Below are 15482 nucleotides of genomic sequence, written 5' to 3' on the forward strand. Positions count from 1 at the left end.
TTTTATATTGATGCTTATTTAAGCAACCTCGAAAGCCGCTTAAACAAAGCGGCTTACATTTTCTTCAATAGCGTGGGCTATCAAAGCGTTATTACGTGATTTTTTATCCATAAAGTACACCATCCTAAAGAGCAGAGCATAGAGCGAATGCGTTCTGCATATCTCAACGTCCTTATCGCCCTAAAACTCATCACAGGTCAAAAACCTAGACTTTCTAGCAAATCATCAACTTGATCTTGATTTTTGATCACACCAGCGTTGTTTTTATTAACCTGTGGACCATTTAATAAAGAATCAGTCTCTTTTTTCACATTAGACTTTTCAAGTTGCTCTGGTGGCAGGTTTTCCATTAATACCATCACGAGTTGTTTTTCAATTTCTTGAACCACACTCATCATGCGCTTAATCACCTGACCTGTCAGATCTTGGAAATCCTGTGCCATCATAATTTCCAATAACTGACTGTTAGTAAAAGCCGTACTCTCAGGGATATCCCGCAAATAATTGCGGGTATCGGTTACAAGAGAGCGTACATCTTTCAGCTCTTCTGGCTGTTCAAACCATTGGTCCCAACGTTCAGTAAGCTTAGTTGCATCGGCACTTAACGCATCCTGTTTAGGTTGCGCAGCTTCGACACAGTTCAATGTACGCTCAGCTGCCTGAGCGGTCATTTGAGCAACATAATCCAATCGTTCCCTAGCGTCAGGGATGGCTTCTGCTGCTTCGGCTATTGCTTTATCCAATCCTAATTCTCGCAAACTGTCGCGCAACATCCGCGTCAATTGTCCGATCCGGCTGATAATATCAGATGTCATTTCAATATTATCTTTCGGCATAATTGGATTCCCACTCATTGCGACTCCTTAGATGCCCAGTTTTTCAAAAATTTTATTTAGTTTTTCTTCAAGAATTGCTGCTGTAAAAGGTTTAACAACATATCCACTTGCACCGGCTTGCGCTGCTGCAATGATATTTTCTTTTTTAGCTTCAGCGGTCACCATTAATACTGGTGTTGCTGCAAGTCCCGCATCACTACGAATATTTTTAAGAAGCTCTAGACCATCCATGTTTGGCATGTTCCAGTCTGTTATCACAAAATCAATTGCCGAATTGCGTAATTTAGCTAACGCGTCAGCACCATCTTCTGCTTCTTCTACATTCGTAAATCCTAATTCCTTTAGCAAATTACGAACTATGCGGCGCATTGTTGAAAAATCATCAACCACTAAAAATTTCAGATCCTTACTTGCCATTGAAAACTCCTTCAAAATATATCGGCAAATTACTGTGTTGCTTTTTAAACTGAACTTAATCAGATACGCAATGATTGCGTGCTACTGATTTTCATCAGTACCGCTTTACTCATTGAGCTTATACTTTTCACCTCATCAACTGCGCCTATTTCAACCGCAGCACGAGGCATACCAAAGACGACACAACTCGCTTCATCTTGTGCAAAGGTATAACTTCCCGCTTGACGCATTTCTAATAACCCTGCTGCACCATCACTTCCCATCCCAGTTAAAATAACGCCAATAGCATTACGCCCCGCATATTTTGCGACTGAACGAAATAGCACATCGACTGAAGGACGATGACGGTTTACTGCTGGTTCTTTATTAATGTGGATCTGGTAGTTAGCACCATTACGACGAAGCTCCATGTGATAATCACCCGGCGCAACATACGCATGCCCTGGTAATACACGTTCTCCATCTTCAGCTTCTTTTACACTGATTTGGCATAAACGATTTAATCGTTCTGCAAATGAGTGTGTAAACCCTGCTGGCATATGTTGTGTAATCAACACCGCAGGGCTGGTAACGGGTAATGGTTCTAGAAAATTACGAATAGCCTCTGTGCCACCAGTTGATGCACCTACAGCAATCAACTTTTCACTCGAAATCATCGGTGTAAATGACAATGATTTAGAAGGCACGACTTGAACTTCACGCCGACTAATTCGAGCAAGAGCAGCAGCACGAATTTTTTCTGCAATCAGTTCACTATAAGCGAGCATACCTTCACGTAAACCAAGCTGTGGTTTAGTCACAAAATCAACAGCGCCCAGTTCTAACGCTTTTAACGTTACTTCTGAGCCTTTAGCTGTTAATGATGAAACCATAACGACAGGCATCGGTCTTAATCGCATCAGTTTTTCCAAGAAATCAATACCATCCATACGTGGCATTTCAACGTCTAACGTTAATACCTGTGGGTTGTACTTTTTTATTAAGTCACGAGCCACTATAGGATCTGGTGCACAATCAACAACCTCCATATCACTATGACTGTTGATGATTTCTCGCATGATTTGACGCATTAGCGCCGAATCATCAACACAGAGTACCGTTATTTTATTCATAACCTCTCCTTGCTGGTGTCAGCCCGTAAACGGTATGCCCATGCAAGTAGAAATCCTTGCTAAGCTGGCTTACATTTTCAGAATGCCCAACAAACAGCATTCCGTCTGGTTTAAGTAATGAGGTAAAGCGGTTAAGTAAGGTTTGCTGTGTCGTTTTATCAAAATAAATCATGACATTACGACAAAAAATCGCATCAAAACTACCTTCTAAATCCCATTGCTTGTCGAGTAGATTCAAATACTGAAAAGAGACCATCTCGCTGATTTGTGGCCTAATTTTCACGTATCCTTCAAAATCGCCGACACCTTTGAGAAAATATTTTTTCAAATATTCATCATTTAATGTTTTAAGCTCTTCTTGTCGGTAAACACCTTTTCGTGCTTTATCCAACACATTTGTATCGATATCGCTGGCAATAATTTTGGTTTTATAAGGGTTATTCCCAAAAACATCGCGTAAAGTCATCGCTATTGAATAAGGTTCTTCTCCAGTAGATGCAGCTGCACACCATACTCGGTAGACGCCTCCGGCTCTTTTTCTGGCATGTTTTGCCAAAATAGGAAAATGATGTGCTTCCCTGAAAAATGCAGTGAGATTAGTTGTTAAAGCATTAACAAACTCTTGCCATTCAGGGTTGCGTACATCACTTTTAAGAAACGCAAGATAGTCACCAAAGTTATTCATCCGTAATTCACGTAACCTCCTAGTGAGACGGTTATAAACCATCTCCCTTTTGTTGTTAGTCAGCACAATACCTGCCTTTTGATAAATCAATTGGCATATAGATTGGAACTGATCATCGGACAACATGAACCGTTGGGTAAAAATATCCAACGGTTGAGCAGCGATATCTGATAAGACTTCAGTAACATTACGTTTCATTGTTTTTTAATGGGTCTTTTTAAAAAATGATTTTTTATCTGCTTTTTTCAACCCATTACCTTCTAGGGATGAAGAAGTATTATTCTCATCCGTGTCAGGCAACTCGAATGCCGATACAGCATCAACAAGGTTATTAGCCTGATCTTCCAATGCTGCGGCAGCAGATGCTGATTGCTCCACCAAAGCAGCGTTTTGCTGTGTCACCTGATCCATCTGACTGACTGCATCAGCGACTTGGTGAATACCTCTGCTTTGTTCATCAGAAGCTGAGGCGATTTCTGCCATTAATTCAGTGACTTTATTTACTGATGTGACGAGTTCCTCCATTGTCTGCCCTGCATTATTAACGAGTTGAGAACCTTGAGAGACTCGTAAAACAGATTCATCAATCAATAATTTGATTTCTTTTGCAGCATCAGCACTACGTTGAGCAAGATTACGAACTTCTCCAGCGACAACAGAGAATCCTCGTCCTTGTTCGCCTGCGCGAGCAGCTTCAACAGCCGCATTAAGTGCTAATATATTGGTTTGGAACGCAATACCATCAATCACACTGATAATAGCCCCTATCTTTTGAGAACTTTGTGTAATCGCATCCATGGTTTCAACAACACTATGCGTAATTTGACCACCACGCATGGCTGTCTCAGAAGCAGATTCTGCGAGCTTACTTGCTTGCAGGGCGTTATCAGCATTTTGTTTTACCGTTGCTGTTAACTCTTCCATGCTTGCCGCAGTTTCTTCTAATGAAGCAGCTTGTTGTTCAGTTCTTGAGGATAAATCCGTATTTCCTTTGGAAATTTCTTGAATGCCAGAATACATAGCGTGGCTGTTATCTCGAACAATACGAATAGAACGCGCTAACTCACCACGCATATCTCGTAATTGTCTAAACACATCCCCTATTTCGTCATCCGTAAATACAAGAATTTCACGATTTAATTTGCCAGTCGCAACATCATTAAAATAACGGCTTAAACTTGCGAAAGGTTTAATGATATTAAAACTTAGCCAACGGTGAGCCGCGATTGACACAACAATAATCATCGCTATTGCACCGATAAACATTAAGATAGCGATAGTATAAGAACGATGTCCTTGCTCTATCGATTCTGTAATTTCTGTCTGCACGTAATTCATATAAGTATTAAATGAATTTTCCATTGCCGTTTGATAACGTTCCGTTGGTTGATCTAAAAAACCTTGGAAATTATCGTTTTTTAACATGCTATGTAATTCAGTTAATGCACCATATAAAACGCGGTAATCATTTTTCACCGCTTCAACGATTTCTTTTTCTTCTGTCGGTATTGCCTCTTTATTTATTTCAGCAAGGAAATTTTGAAAATGAGTATTCGCCGTTTCCAGGCGTGAAAGTGCAATTGATTCAATAGATTGAATATAATCCGTTGACTGTTCAGTTTTCACTGCGATAGCAACACGATTAATCGCATTACGTGTTTGTATTAAAGATGCCCAACTTAATCCTAATTCATCTCGCTTAGATGTATCTAAATCAACTCTGGTGATCTGTTCGTTATTCAAATGGATAATTCCTAGCGAAATACCACTAGAAATCACCTGCATAACGCAAAACATCATCAGTAATAAATATAGACTGGTGGATATCTTTAATTTGCGAAACCTAAACATGCCTTCACCTCGTTTAAAGCGGTGGTAAAAAGCCACCGCTTGTCAGCCACTTGTTGTTGTTAGAAAGTTTCCCAGTTAGCGGGATCTTCAACACTGCTGCTCTTTTTCTTTTCTGAGGTTCCTGGTTTTATAAGTGGAGCAGCGGCTTTAACTACAGGGGTTGCATCCGATTCCTTTCTTTCTAGCGTTTTTTCTTCCTGACCCGGTAATTTGAAGATTGAAACTAAGCGGGTTAATGCAACTGCTTGATCTTCAAGACCAGCAGCAGCGGCTGCAGATTGTTCTACTAAAGAGGCATTTTGCTGAGTGACACGATCCATTTCAGATACCGCAAGGCCAACTTGTGAAATACCTCGGCTTTGCTCATCTGATGCAGAAGCGATTTCGCCCATAATGTCAGTAACTCGAGTTACAGAGTCCACAATACGCGTCATCGTCTCACCCGCACTTTCAACAAGCACAGAGCCTGTTTCAGTACGGCTTACAGAATCTTCAATCAGTGTTTTTATTTCTTTAGCAGCTTCTGCACTTCTCTGTGCAAGGTTACGAACTTCACCGGCAACTACCGCAAATCCGCGACCATGCTCACCGGCTCTTGCTGCTTCAACGGCTGCATTCAGTGCCAAAATATTGGTCTGGAATGCAATACCATCGATAACGGCAGTAATATCGGTGATTTTCTGAGAACTTCCGGCTATGTCGTGCATTGTTTGCACCACATTAGCAACAACTTTTCCGCCTTGACGGGCGATATCTGAGGCATCGTTGGCAAGGTTACTTGCTTGACGAGCGTTATCTGCGTTCTGTTTTACCGTTGCAGTTAACTGTTCCATGCTTGCCGCAGTTTCTTCTAGTGAAGCCACTTGCTCTTCGGTACGTGCAGACAGATCATTATTTCCAGCTGCAATTTCACTCGTGCTGTTATAAATATTTTCTGTGCTCTGATAGACTCCACGAACAGTTTGAATAAGCTCTTGTTGCATATGCTTTAAGCCATTCGCTAACAAGCTCATTTCATTACGGCCATTCACTTCAATATTTGGACGTAAGTCCCCTTCGGAGAAGGTTTTAATACTTAATAGAAGTGAATTTAATGGTCTAATCAAGGCATTACGTAACGCAAACCAGCATAAAATTAATGCAGAGATAACGATAATGGCTAAAACAACCATTGTGATAACAGTACGTTGGTGAGAGGCTTCTAATGCCACGTTTAATTCATCATTAAACTTCTCATTACGCATAACGTAGGCAAGATATTCTTTATAAAAAGCATCTTGATAACCTGTCGTTGGTTGCTCAAAAAAGTCTTTTAAATTATTATCTTGAAGTAAAATTTCCAATTGATTTAATGCAGAGAAATATTCGATAAAACGCCCTTTTAGGCTACGAACATCATCTTCTGAGTGAACTTGATAAGCAGTAATATTCTTTTCAAATTCTTTAAATTTCTCATCTGCACGAGACATATTTTTACGAGCAAGACCCGTGAGATAGTCAACAGAAAGAGAATCATCCACATTCAGGTTTTTATCTTGTAATAAAAAGCTAATCGCAGCACGATTAATATTATTACGAGCTTGGAGTAAGTTAGCCCAACTTTCGTCTAGGCGCTCACGTTGATCCTGTATTATCAGTGTTTTATTCAGGTCATTTCTTGTCTCAATAATATTTGAGTAAAAAACTCCCCCGGAGATAAATTGCAAAACACCAAACAACAGAAGAATGGATAATAATCCAGTCACTATTTTCATTCGGCTAAACATAGTTTCCCTTTTTTATAATAAATGGTAATGAGCAAGTTATCGGCAGACTTAAGAGAAACTTTATAGGTTTCATTTCGTCTTAGTCACGTTTTTGCCCCATTAAAAAGCGGTGGTAATACTTGTTTTTAATTAAAATTATAAGTATAAAAAACTTTATATTTATTTCCGTCAGTAGAAAAACATTACAACTAGGTGATAGCTACTTATAAATTAATAAATAATAAAATAGAACTTAACTCAAATTATCAGTTCTTTTTTATCTTTAAATTTACCTTAAAGTTAATTTAATGCTTTAGCACTCGCTAATAAAATAAAAAAGACAGAAATAGCTATTCCGGCAAATTTACCGGAACAGTATTTAGATTATTTTTAAAAAATAAAAACTTATTTAGCCTGAATTGTTGCGCTATCAACTAATTCCATTTCTTCGCTGTTGAGCAATTTCTCAATATCAACAAGAATAAGCATTCTTTCATCTAAAGTGCCTAAACCTGTTAAATATTCTGTAGACATTGTGACCGCAAACTCTGGCGCAGGGCAGATTTGCTCTGGCTTTAGCGTAAGAACATCAGAAACGCCATCAACAACAATTCCCACAATTCGATTTAATAAGTTAACCACAATAACAACAGTATTGTCATTATAAGTTACACTTTCTTGTGAAAATTTAATACGCAGATCAACAATCGGAACAATAACGCCCCGTAAATTTGTTACCCCTTTAATAAAGCTAGGTGAATTAGCAATACGAGTAACTTGATCATATCCACGAATTTCTTGAACCTTTAAAATATCAATTCCATATTCTTCGTCGCCCAGCGTAAAAATTAGAAATCCTTGTCCAACAGTTTCACCGGATAATTTCTCGAAATGTTCCGAAGCCATAATCTTATTTTATCCTCACTATTAAATGACTGCGCTTGCAGTTGTATTCTTTTTCTTATTTGTCATTTGTGTATGACTTAAGCGTTGTAATTCTGGTACATCAAGAATTAAAGCCACACTACCATCGCCCATAATTGTTGCGGCAGAAATACCCGGTACTTTTCGGTAATTGCTTTCTATATTTTTAACGACCACTTGATGCTGACCAACTAATTTATCTACCAATAAAGCATAACGGCGTCCGGCACTTTGTACGATAACCGCAATCGCTTGAGTAATATCTGTTTGAGCACCTTCAATATTAAAAGTACGATGCAATTCGATGAGAGGTAAATATTCTCCTCTTACTTGCAATAATTTCTCATCACCCGCTAATGGATAAATATCATCCTCTTCAGGTTGTAAAGAACTAACTACTGTACCTAATGGCAGAATAAAGACTTCGTCTTGTACTTTAACTGACATGCCATCCAAAATAGCTAATGTAAGCGGCAGTAAAATACGAATACGAGTCCCTTTGCCCACTTCAAAACTAATTTGAATTTGACCGCCCATCTCTTGGATATTTCGTTTCACAACATCCATACCCACACCACGGCCAGAAACATCAGTCACAACTTCTGCGGTTGAGAATCCAGGTGCAAAAATCAGCATAGCAACTTCTTCATTGCTCATATTTTCAGAAACTGAAAGCCCTGAAGAAATGGCTTTTTTCAAAATCCGTTCGCGGTTTAAACCAGCACCATCATCAGTCACTTCAATACAAATATTGCCGCCTTGATGTTCAGCAGACAATGTTAATTGTCCTGCTTCTGGCTTGCCAACAGCAACGCGATCTGCTGGCATTTCAATACCATGATCGAGACTATTACGGACTAAGTGAGTTAGTGGATCGATAATTTTTTCAATTAAACTTTTATCAAGTTCTGTCGAGCTACCAATCATGTTTAGCTCAACTTTTTTATTCATTTTACCTGCTAAATCACGTACAACTCGAGGGAATCGGCTAAATACATATTCCATTGGCATCATACGAATCGACATCACAGATTCTTGCAGATCACGAGAATTGCGTTGCAGTTGTGCAATACAACTTAATAAATCGCTGTATATAGACGGTTCAAGGCTATCGCTATGCTGAGCCAACATTGATTGTGTGATAACCAATTCACCGACTAAGTTGATAAGTTGATCCACTTTTTCAACCGCAACACGAATACTGGTTGATTCTGTTTTAGGAGTTGGTGCAGTAGCGGGTCTTTTAGCAGGTGTCGACACTGTCGCAGCTGGTGTTTTAACCGGTTCTGGTGTTATTACTTTTTCAGCAGCAATAGATTGAACAGATGCTGGATGCTCAACTTGGTTTTCAATATGAGCGCCATCAGCAGATATTTCACTCTCTTCTGATGTCGTAATATGTTCTGCCGTTTCTTCTGTCGCGGTATTTTGTCTAAACGAGATTTGTTCAGGCTCAATCACAAAACAGAGTACCGCACTAATATCTTCTTCTGTTGCGGTTGTTTTTAATATTGCCTCAAGACCATGATGTTGTTTTTCAACTTGGCTTACTTCCCCAAGATGTTTTAATTCATCAAGCATTAAATCAATATCGGTCTCTTTAAGATCAGACAAAATAATGTGATGGTAATAATGTCCATCAGCAGCCATTTTCGATGTTTCTTCTACAATGGCGTCATTTTGTACACTTTCAACATCCGATGATGAGGCAGAAGTTTCAGTCTCAGTGACGTGTAAAACTGAAGTTTCAGATCCAGCAACGGCCTCAACATGAGGAGCTGATTGTTCTTCTTTTACATCGAGAGCCAGCTGACGCAACTTCTCACAAATATAGTTAAATGTTTCCTCATCAGGTTCTTGTGAGTTTTTATGTGCATCCAATTGCTGTTGCATAATATCTTTCGCTTCCAGAAACAGGTTAATAATGTCGTCGGTGAGCGCCATCTCATGACGTCTTGCACTATCGAGCAAGTTTTCAAGCACATGAGTGGTCTGTTGAAGTTTAACGAAGCCAAATGTTGCAGCTCCTCCTTTTATGGAGTGTGCACTACGGAAAATCGCATTCATCTGTTCTTGATCTGGATTTTCTGGATCAAGTAACAGTAAATGCTGTTCCATATCAGCTAACAACTCATCTGCTTCATCAAAAAATGTTTGATAAAACTCAGTAATATCCATCGTTACTCATTCACCTTTACGCGATTACCAACAAATTAGGGGGCTGTTCCCTGTTTTGTAGTAATATTTGTCGATTGTGATGGCAAACTTTCCCCAGAAACTCCTGTTTCAACATTTTCCTTTTTTGATTCGGGAAGCTCAGATGCAGAAGACACAGACGACCCCGCCTGTGTATTTGCTGCTTTTTCTTGTGGGGTTTCTTGCCCTGAAAGTAGAGGCTCAATTTCTGAAGCCTCAGTCACTGTCGGTGCAACCCGCTCATTTTCTTGTACAATTTTTTGTTCTGCTTGCTTCGTTAAGACCAAAATACTGATCCGTCGGTTAGCTGGAGCAAAACCATCCTCTTTAACTAAATGAACTGTTGATGCCATACCTACAACACGCAACACTTTCCACTCACTTAATCCTGCACCAATTAATTCCCGTCGAGAGGCATTAGCGCGATCGGTTGACAATTCCCAGTTACTATATTTAAAAGCGCCACTTGCATAAGGAATATCATCGGTATGACCCGATAAACTGATTTTATATGGTGTGTCATTTAAAATAGGGGCAATAGCCGTCAAAATATCCTTCATATAAGGTTCAACGGTGGCGCTACCAACTCTAAACATAGGGCGATTTGCTTTATCGATAATTTGAATTCGTAGGCCTTCATCCATCATGTCTATTAATAAATGAGGCTTCAGATCTTTTAATCTAGGATCATTTAAAATGACCTGTTCTAAATTATCTTTTAATCGGCGGAATTGTTGCTTTTCATTGAGCTGTTTATCTTCCTCGCCTTTTGGCAAGACATCCCCTTCGTTATAGACAGGATCACGCCCTCCTCCAGGAATAGGATTTGTTGCATCTCCACTAAATCGCCCTTTTTCAATCGCGACTTTTAACGGTGTACGAAAATATTCTGCTACACGAGTTAATTCTTGTGGACTAGAGATTGAAAGTAACCACATCACAAGAAAGAAAGCCATCATTGCAGTCATAAAGTCAGCATAAGCTATCTTCCATGCACCACCGTGAGCGTGATGTTGCTTTCTCCCTCGCTTTTTAACTCGAATGATTTGTGAATTACTCTTCATAATTACTCTTCTTTCATTGCATCAGGATTTGCCTGCATCGGTGTCCGTACCTGACGTACATGTTCTTCCAATTCAATAAAAGAAGGTCTGTCTGCCAGAAAGAGGGTTTTACGTCCAAACTCAACCGCTATCTGTGGCGCATATCCATTCATGCTAGATAACAGTGTTGTTTTGATACACTCCATCATTTTCATTTGTTGACTAGAGCGCTGTCTGAGTCGAGAAGCTAATGGCGAAATAAAACCATATGCTAATAAAATACCTAAGAAAGTCCCGACCATTGCATGACCAATGAGAACGCCCATTTCACCAGCAGGTCTATCGGCTGCACCTAACGCATTAACGACACCCATCACCGCAGCAACAATACCAAATGCGGGTAGTGAATCACCCATGGCAGATAATCCCGTTGCAGGAACTTCGCTCTCTTCCTCAAAAGTTGCAATCTCTTCATCCATCAGAGATTCAATTTCATAAGGATTCATATTTCCTGTCACCATGAGACGCATATAATCAGTAATAAAACTGAGCATATAGACATCTTTCATAATGCGGGGATATTGGGAAAAAATATCACTTTGCTGTGGGTTTTCGATATCTCTCTCTAATGCCAACATGCCGTTTTGACGCGCTTTTGACAACAAACGAAACATGAGTGCCATTAAATCCATGTACATCGCTTTATTGTAATTGGTACTGCGAAGTAATTTCGGTAGGATCTTCATTGTTGATACAATTGCTCTACCATTATTACCTACAATAAAAGCACCGATACCGGCACCAAAAATGATTATAAATTCGGCTGGCTGGTACAAGGCGCCTAAACTACCACCGACGAGAAGATATCCCCCGATGACGGCGCTCATAACCACGATATATCCTAAGAGTACTAACACGCGATATCCCTTTAGCTAATTTCGTTATAGAGAGAATGGCGAACATAGCAGCAAGAGATAGGAGTGGGAGAGGAAACGGCTCAGGTTATAGATAACTAAGCTCTATAACCTGATATTTAACTTTCAATCTCGAATCACATTGCAAACTGTTCAAGACCATCCAACAGTTGTAAGTTAATATCGGCAGGATTGGCGGAAAGTTTACGTTTTTTTATTGCGCGAGAAGGAGGCTGGCAAAGACTACAAACATAATTGCTAGCAGGCTGGTGTGCGTGTGTAATAAATGAACCATTACATTTGGTGCAAACTGAAAGTTGTAACATACCACTTTCAACAAAGCGTACTAATGTCCATGCTCTTGTTAGTGCTAAAATAGGTTCTTGATCTTTAACAGGTGGACATTGTTCTAAGTATAAACGATAAGCTTTAACAACTGCCTCAACTCCTACACATCCCCCATTTTTCAATAAAAAACGGTAAGCATTGTAGAACATTGAGGAATGGATATTTTGTTCCCATGTCATAAACCAATCCGTTGAAAAAGGTAACATTCCTTTTGGAGGGGGGCTCCCTCTTAATTCTTTGTATAATTTAATTAAACGCCCCCGACTTAATTGAGTTTCACTTTCAAGCATTTGTAAGCGGGCACCCAAGGTGATTAATTCCATTGCTAAGCGAATGTCTTTCGCTTCTCGGACGATACTTTTCTCACTCATTGTTATGCCCGTTTCTTTGTTGCAGAAGTATCTTGTTCCGCTAACTGACGAAACAAGTTTGAAGAAAGAAGAATTCCAGTATGGATCTGTTGTAAATCATCCACTCTAGATTCTTTGGTGAGTTGTTCTATTGTTTCGCTGTCTTCAAACCGGAAATTACAGATTAGTTGGTTTGTTTCAGCCAACTTAACCAATTGAGGCAATGTAAGCTCTGCAAGAGCATCAGCCATGGAATCACTAATACCAAGCCTAAACATTGCTGAAGCCTTTTCTTGGTTAATTAACCTTTGCGCCAAAAGCAAATACGATAAATTTATGTCATAAATATGCTTAAGCAATTCAACCGTACTCATCTCTTTACATCCCGTCCGATTATATTGAACAAAGAGGATCTTCCTAATGAAAGATCCCGAGGAAATTAATATAAATGTAATATTAAATTTCCAGGCCCCATTTTATGAACATGACACGTAGTAACACTACCTTGTATTACTTAGTTACGGTCATTTTCAAAAGTAGCGAAAAAAACATTTAAATTAAAAGTAAACTTTAAATGCTCGCTAATATAGCTCGTTAAGAATAATCCTAACGCGACAACTTTACTCCTTAACGATTAAGTTATTCAACGGATAAAGTAGTCCAATTTAAATACTATGTGAGTCACATCACAAAAAGATAATCATTATTATGGAATTAGTTCATTAACTATTCAAGTGATAAAAGTAATAAAACTCTGTGTAAATTAATAAGCTAATCTACCCAAATTAAAATATTAATGATAATTTTTTATTTTATACGATCTATTAAACTTATAAACCTAAAAATACAGCATAAAAATTTGACAAATCCACAATTGAAGATTTTTTTGATCACAGTAACATATATTGCAATATCTACTCCTCATCTTTATCTAAACAAGCTCTTCCAGTTTAATAAATATTTCTACAGATATTATTTTTTTCATCATTTACTTAAACCCTCAGAAATGATCACTTTTTATTTACAATTTGTTTGAAAAATAGACTACCATAATTATTTCTAGTTATTCTTTTTTTTATCTTAATTTAAGCATCTATTTTTTCTTTTAAAATCAAAATGATAAATCCATGCTTTTATGATTCAGAAGGATAAGCCATATAAAATTAAATTCTTAGTTATGCACCATCACCCTTAAATCATTGAATATTTATTTCCACAAGATTAAAGTTTCATATGTAATAGTATAAATATACTTATATTTAAAGGTAGCCTTTTAACACTTAAATTACAGAACTCTTAATAAGAGTTTTATTGACTGTAAATTAGTCACGACTAAATAATATCCCCATATAAGTAAGTTTTATTTATGAATTATAGTTTATTTTATAAACAGACAATATTTGCGCTAGCTGTTTTTTTAATATTAAAGATAGAAATAAGAAAAAAGAAATTTAATAGTAAATAATTTCATACCAATCAAATTAATAAGTGAGAATATAAATACAATACAATATTTGGCTTAAGAAAAATGTAAGAAACACTGAGTTAATTTATAAAAATAAGCCCTATTTAATTAAGTTAAAAAAAGAAAATTTAAAAATAAATATTTAAAAACACAATTACATATATTGATAAAATAAATTTCAATAAACTATAGACATTATATTCAATGAAGAAAAATAAAAAAATTAAGAAGAACTTGATTTTTTATATTATAAAATTTACCTTTTTTATTATAAAAAATAGACTGAAATTGAAATATTAATTTCAGTTTTATAAAAAAAATATTTAGAGTTCCCTAATATAAAGTGATTAATTCACAAAAGAACAGAATCGAATATAAATTTTGTTTCTTCTATTTGAGATTACAGCAAAATGCTGAAAAAGCCTGTACAGACAAACACACCACGCCATGCTTAACACTTGTATACCCAATCCTTTTAAATGTAAACAAGACAAAATGAATGCGATCAAAATAACATCTTATTGATTACTCCATTATCATTAATACAAACTATAAAATATCAAATGTTACTTTTTATCATTGAAACTAACTTTCACCGTAATTTGTTTTACTCCTAAAAATGATGAGTATTGTTTCACTTTCCCTCCCCTTCAGTGTTCAGAATCTTCATTTTAACCTAGCTAGCACAAGTCTTAATGCATTACAGAGCCAAAAGTGCTGATATTAAGTAACACCATTGCTTAACAAAAGTTGATGTTGACAGAGTTAGGCACAGGCTGATATTTAAACACCGTTATATTTTTATTTAGATAGCTAAAATACATATCTAAATATTCATCTCTACTTATCACTAATTTAGCCCGTATTATTACCCTTTTTTTGAGTAATTTGGGGTTTAAAAAGACATTTTCTCTCCATAAAAAAGTAATAAAAATATTGATATATCTAAGTAATTTAGATCTATATCTCATTTATTAGATCAAGCTTAAAAAGCAATAACAAGGTTCCATCATTTACACCCCAAAAGTGTTCTGTTTTTTGTGAAAAGAAGAATCAGCAAAAATATTGTAACTTTATTTTTCAAATCGAAAATAATTGAGATTATTCATGCCGTGAATACAAATAGTTTGTGTATTGCTTTCAGTTCTATTGAAATGAGCCCTATCTTTTTGAGATTGCTATCGTGAAATGTTTATCATCTTTTTTTGATGACATAGTTTTTTAATTAATGGTAGTTCGAACTTGTTTTTATCTTTTTAAGTAAATCAAAAAAGGTCAATATCTCAATAATCCTTTATATTTATTTTCAGAATAAATGACAATGGCATAGCTATTTCACACTAAGATAATTCTCCTTCTGTAATAAGTAAGATTTACATCCTTGACAAAGTTACAAATAATAAAATCATGAAATTATTATTTTAAACAAAGAAATGCTTGGTATGATTTTTCTATTCTCATTATAAGATTACTTATTGGTATCATTTTTCCTACATGCTTTTTACAAAAAAAATCACATTCTTTCAAAAAATTTTGCACACCACTGATGAGCAATTATAAACAACATTACACAGCCATTCATCAGCTTTGCTGTAG

The 15482-nt window shown here is 37.0% G+C and carries 12 protein-coding genes; all 12 read right to left on the reverse strand.

The genetic code is table 11. The features are described 5' to 3' along the window. Nucleotides 1-197: 197 nt before the first annotated feature. Nucleotides 198-854: a protein phosphatase CheZ gene (gene cheZ / locus LW139_RS12915; protein WP_023581808.1), complete on the reverse strand. Its 657-nt coding sequence runs from the start codon at nucleotides 852-854 to the stop codon at nucleotides 198-200. Nucleotides 855-863: 9 nt separating this feature from the next. Further along, entirely contained in the window at nucleotides 864-1253 is a 390-nt protein-coding gene (gene cheY, locus LW139_RS12920) for a chemotaxis response regulator CheY (RefSeq protein ID WP_023581807.1), read from the reverse strand. Nucleotides 1254-1312: 59 nt separating this feature from the next. After that, nucleotides 1313-2365 (reverse strand): protein-glutamate methylesterase/protein-glutamine glutaminase, encoded by a 1053-nt coding sequence (locus tag LW139_RS12925; RefSeq protein ID WP_109407821.1) that lies wholly within the window; start codon nucleotides 2363-2365, stop codon nucleotides 1313-1315. Further along, the gene (gene cheR / locus LW139_RS12930; RefSeq protein ID WP_109407822.1) at nucleotides 2358-3248 is read right to left on the reverse strand and encodes a protein-glutamate O-methyltransferase CheR; all 891 of its coding nucleotides are present in this window, start codon (nucleotides 3246-3248) and stop codon (nucleotides 2358-2360) included. The genes LW139_RS12925 and cheR overlap by 8 nt, the downstream gene beginning before the upstream one ends. Nucleotides 3249-3254: 6 nt before the next feature. Then, nucleotides 3255-4901 (reverse strand): methyl-accepting chemotaxis protein, encoded by a 1647-nt coding sequence (locus tag LW139_RS12935; protein WP_247850047.1) that lies wholly within the window; start codon nucleotides 4899-4901, stop codon nucleotides 3255-3257. A gap of 59 nt (nucleotides 4902-4960) precedes the next feature. Then, nucleotides 4961-6667 carry a methyl-accepting chemotaxis protein gene (locus tag LW139_RS12940; protein ID WP_227335695.1) on the reverse strand — a complete coding sequence of 569 codons (1707 nt, stop codon included), beginning with the start codon at nucleotides 6665-6667 and terminating at the stop codon, nucleotides 4961-4963. A gap of 384 nt (nucleotides 6668-7051) precedes the next feature. Further along, entirely contained in the window at nucleotides 7052-7552 is a 501-nt protein-coding gene (cheW, locus tag LW139_RS12945; RefSeq protein WP_023581802.1) for a chemotaxis protein CheW, read from the reverse strand. 21 nt (nucleotides 7553-7573) lie between these two features. Continuing rightward, nucleotides 7574-9748 (reverse strand): chemotaxis protein CheA, encoded by a 2175-nt coding sequence (cheA, locus tag LW139_RS12950; protein ID WP_166539680.1) that lies wholly within the window; start codon nucleotides 9746-9748, stop codon nucleotides 7574-7576. A 35-nt stretch (nucleotides 9749-9783) separates the two neighbouring features. Next, complete coding sequence (motB, locus tag LW139_RS12955; RefSeq protein ID WP_109407826.1) at nucleotides 9784-10830, reverse strand: flagellar motor protein MotB; 1047 nt, start codon at nucleotides 10828-10830, stop codon at nucleotides 9784-9786. A gap of 2 nt (nucleotides 10831-10832) precedes the next feature. Further along, nucleotides 10833-11726 carry a flagellar motor stator protein MotA gene (gene motA, locus LW139_RS12960; RefSeq protein ID WP_036935706.1) on the reverse strand — a complete coding sequence of 298 codons (894 nt, stop codon included), beginning with the start codon at nucleotides 11724-11726 and terminating at the stop codon, nucleotides 10833-10835. 134 nt (nucleotides 11727-11860) lie between these two features. After that, entirely contained in the window at nucleotides 11861-12442 is a 582-nt protein-coding gene (gene flhC, locus LW139_RS12965) for a flagellar transcriptional regulator FlhC (RefSeq protein WP_006533207.1), read from the reverse strand. Nucleotides 12443-12444: 2 nt separating this feature from the next. Further along, nucleotides 12445-12795 carry a flagellar transcriptional regulator FlhD gene (flhD, locus tag LW139_RS12970; RefSeq protein ID WP_036935704.1) on the reverse strand — a complete coding sequence of 117 codons (351 nt, stop codon included), beginning with the start codon at nucleotides 12793-12795 and terminating at the stop codon, nucleotides 12445-12447. Nucleotides 12796-15482 lie beyond the last annotated feature (2687 nt).

It is taken from the genome of Proteus vulgaris, assembly GCF_023100685.1.
Taxonomy (GTDB): domain Bacteria; phylum Pseudomonadota; class Gammaproteobacteria; order Enterobacterales; family Enterobacteriaceae; genus Proteus.

What these genes read in the sequence shown, in the direction of transcription:
- LW139_RS12940 (WP_227335695.1), bottom strand. Translation starts at nt 6,667, where the DNA reads ATGTTTAGCCGAATGAAAATAGTGACTGGATTATTATCCATTCTTCTG.
- cheZ (WP_023581808.1), bottom strand. Translation starts at nt 854, where the DNA reads ATGAGTGGGAATCCAATTATGCCGAAAGATAATATTGAAATGACATCT.
- LW139_RS12925 (WP_109407821.1), bottom strand. Translation starts at nt 2,365, where the DNA reads ATGAATAAAATAACGGTACTCTGTGTTGATGATTCGGCGCTAATGCGT.
- flhC (WP_006533207.1), bottom strand. Translation starts at nt 12,442, where the DNA reads ATGAGTGAGAAAAGTATCGTCCGAGAAGCGAAAGACATTCGCTTAGCA.
- cheW (WP_023581802.1), bottom strand. Translation starts at nt 7,552, where the DNA reads ATGGCTTCGGAACATTTCGAGAAATTATCCGGTGAAACTGTTGGACAA.
- LW139_RS12935 (WP_247850047.1), bottom strand. Translation starts at nt 4,901, where the DNA reads ATGTTTAGGTTTCGCAAATTAAAGATATCCACCAGTCTATATTTATTA.
- flhD (WP_036935704.1), bottom strand. Translation starts at nt 12,795, where the DNA reads ATGAGTACGGTTGAATTGCTTAAGCATATTTATGACATAAATTTATCG.
- cheA (WP_166539680.1), bottom strand. Translation starts at nt 9,748, where the DNA reads ATGGATATTACTGAGTTTTATCAAACATTTTTTGATGAAGCAGATGAG.
- cheY (WP_023581807.1), bottom strand. Translation starts at nt 1,253, where the DNA reads ATGGCAAGTAAGGATCTGAAATTTTTAGTGGTTGATGATTTTTCAACA.
- motB (WP_109407826.1), bottom strand. Translation starts at nt 10,830, where the DNA reads ATGAAGAGTAATTCACAAATCATTCGAGTTAAAAAGCGAGGGAGAAAG.
- cheR (WP_109407822.1), bottom strand. Translation starts at nt 3,248, where the DNA reads ATGAAACGTAATGTTACTGAAGTCTTATCAGATATCGCTGCTCAACCG.